At 37.0% G+C, this 3106-nt stretch carries 1 protein-coding gene; it reads left to right on the forward strand.

Annotated elements, in window-relative coordinates; genetic code table 11:
- Positions 1-2506: autotransporter outer membrane beta-barrel domain-containing protein (locus ACFIL2_RS06360; RefSeq protein ID WP_375680170.1), on the forward strand; the 2506-nt coding region annotated here is incomplete at its 5' end.
- Between the last annotated feature and the right edge of the window lie 600 nt (positions 2507-3106).

Below are 3106 nucleotides of genomic sequence, written 5' to 3' on the forward strand. Positions count from 1 at the left end.
TTATAAGAAAAATTTTTTGTTATGTACAATTGCTGGAACTTTGATTTTTTCTCATTTCGGTTCAACTTATGCAAATACATCGGCTCCTGAAACTCCTGGAATTTTGGGGAAGATTGAATTAAATAAGGGAGAAGAAAAGACTTTAAATAATGTTCTTGTCCGCGATAAAGGACCTGGAATATTAGCGCATGATAAAGCAGCTATCACAATTGTAAAATCAACAATACACACGGAAATGTCTGCACTTTCTGTATCAACAGGTGGACGCATTCATGCTAAAGAAATTGAAGCAAATACGGTGTACAAAGGTTTAGAAACAAAGAATGGTACAATCAAAGTTGAAGATTCAACCATAACCGTCCAACGAGGAGGTGCCGGTGGTATCGTTTTTTATGAAACAAAAGATTCTTCACTGAAAAATGGAGAAAAAGTTGTCAATAAGGTTGTTCTTAGCAATACAAAACTTCTTGTGAAAAACGGCACCGGTATCCTTGGTCCCTACTGCTCAAGAGCAGTTGCTGAAGTTCAACTTAAAGACTCAGAAATTCGATCTGACGTATTATTGAGAAATAAAACAAAACGTAAATATTATGACAACGATACTCTTCCTGTAACTTTAGCGTTAACCGCTGATAATTCGACAATAGAAGGACGAGCAAGAACTTTAAAAGTGAATACAACGGTTTTGACTCTGAATAACAAAAGCAAATGGTACTTAAAGACCTCTCAAGAGGAAGTCGATACTGACTTTAATGTGTTTAACTATGAGCTCAGTGATATTAAACAACGAGCCCTTTCTACCGTTTCAGTACTGAATCTTAATAATAGTTCTATCATATTTAAGACACCACAAGGGCGGGAAAAAGATCATTATCATACCTTGTATGTAGGGCGAACAGCTGAGGTTCGTAGACCTAAGGGAAGTACAATCCCCGATATAGAAAGCACTTATAATACAGTTTACAATGCCACAGGCGATGCAAAAATTTATTTTAATATTGAATGGAGTGATGGTCTAGTAAAAGAACAGCAAAAAGCTGACCGCCTCCTTATACATGGTGATGTATCAGGCAGCACAACAGTCCATATCAAGAACCTTGCGAAAGGTGAGATATTAAAAGCTGAAGATTCTGTTTCCTCAAATATGCGTGGTCTTTCACTCATTCAAGTTTCTGGAAATGCAAATGAAGGTTCCTTCAAACTTGCACACGGCTACACCACAATGGGGGGATTGCCCTATAAATATATACTCAAAGCCTATGGTCCAACATCCAGCCATGGGACAGCCGATAGCACACAAAGTCATTTTAGCGGAATATCACAAGAATCAAAAGAAAATACCCTCAAAGACTACACAATCTACACGATATCAGCATCAGGAACAATGATTGAAGGTGTTTCACCAAAAGAGAAAGAAGCGCAAAATACCGGTTCATCATCCCTTGGACAAGCAAACAACGCACAAAACATCTTGGAAAAAAATCAGAATTTCTGGGATTTTCGCTTGCAAAATGCGACTCTCGATAATGAAGGAAAGATCAGAGCTCTCGTTCCTCAAGTGGCAAGCTATTTGTCCATGCCTAACGCACTATTCTCAGCTGGACTGGCTGATATAAACAATCAAAACACTTTACTCAACTCGATGCAGGAAAACACCTTTGAGACAAAAGATCATAAAAACAAAGGAGTCTTCTTCTCGACTTATGGAAATAAGATGACATTATCCTCTCACCGTACGCCATTACAATATGGCTATGGTGCCGATATTCACTATGCAGCTTTACAGGCAGGCATTACATTAGCAACTCTAGAAGACCAAAACATGACCACTAATTTTGGTCTTTTAGGAACATATGGGAAATTAGCTTTCACCCCTAAAGACATGGAAGGTGCTGACAAGAGTACACTCAATAAATGGTCAATTACTGCATATAGTGGGCTGCGCCATAATAATGGGATATACATCCATGCACTCTTCTCCTATGGAATGCTCAAGGGAGATATCACCACAGCTCTCATAGGAAAGACTGCAGAGTTGAAAAATGCTGATACATTCAGTGCATCAGCAACCATTGGACAAAAGTTCGAAACCAGTAGGAAAGGATTGGTCTTTGAACCACAAGCACAACTTGTTTATCAACGCCTCATGCTTGGCACACTCTCAGATGTCGATGGCTTTGATGTGGATATGGGAAATCCTTATCAATACTTAGTACGTGTTGGTGGACGCTTAACGCAAACGAAGCTTTCTATTGAAAACGGCGGTACTCTTTCTTTCTATGGTAAATTGAATATTGTTAAAGCTTTTTCTAACAATGGTACGATACAGATTGGTGAACCATTCCACCTTGATTCTATGGGAGCTGCCCTTGAAGGTGGATTTGGTGTAAATGCACAATTATCACAAAATGTCGCCCTTCATGCTGATGTTAACTATCAATATAAGCTTCAAAAAACTGGTATATCCGGAGCAAGCTTTTCAGGCGGAATACGCTATCAGTTTTAAGAAAACGCAAAAAACAATTTATATTCTATTCATTTTAATAAAAGGCAGTACAAATATGCTGCCTTTTTACAATCTATCGGAAAGAAGCGTCAATAACGATTCTTTCTACCACCTTTCTTGAGCCAATTAATCTCACTCAAACCAAATGTAACAAAATCTGTTATCTCTGAATGAATACTGAATTCTCAAAAGAGCTGCCTTTTTGATTTATAAAAATCAAATGCTTTTAATAAATTTTTTTGTATTTTAAAACACGTAATAAATAATTCTCTGTGTAAGAAAATCAATTAAAAGCTTTTTGTAAGCACACAACAACAGCTTCTCCAAAAACTTTGTAGAGTTTCCATAACAACAGCCTTAAGCAACAAACATCCTTGCAAAATATTTTGTTTCTTAACACTTTTAAACGGAAGACTTATTAAATTAGCTTTTCTGCAATTCATAGTTGCTAACTGCAATCTCTATTTTAAAAACTCTTCTAAAATCATTTTTTAAACGATAAAGAACAGGACACAATGTTTCGTTTTGTTGTTTACAATAAAAACATAATGATATAGAAACTGTCTGGGTACTTGCGCCATCAGGGGAATGAAGTAAGCA

Source organism: Bartonella sp. AP30XZML (genome assembly GCF_042195945.1).
Classification (GTDB): domain Bacteria; phylum Pseudomonadota; class Alphaproteobacteria; order Rhizobiales; family Rhizobiaceae; genus Bartonella.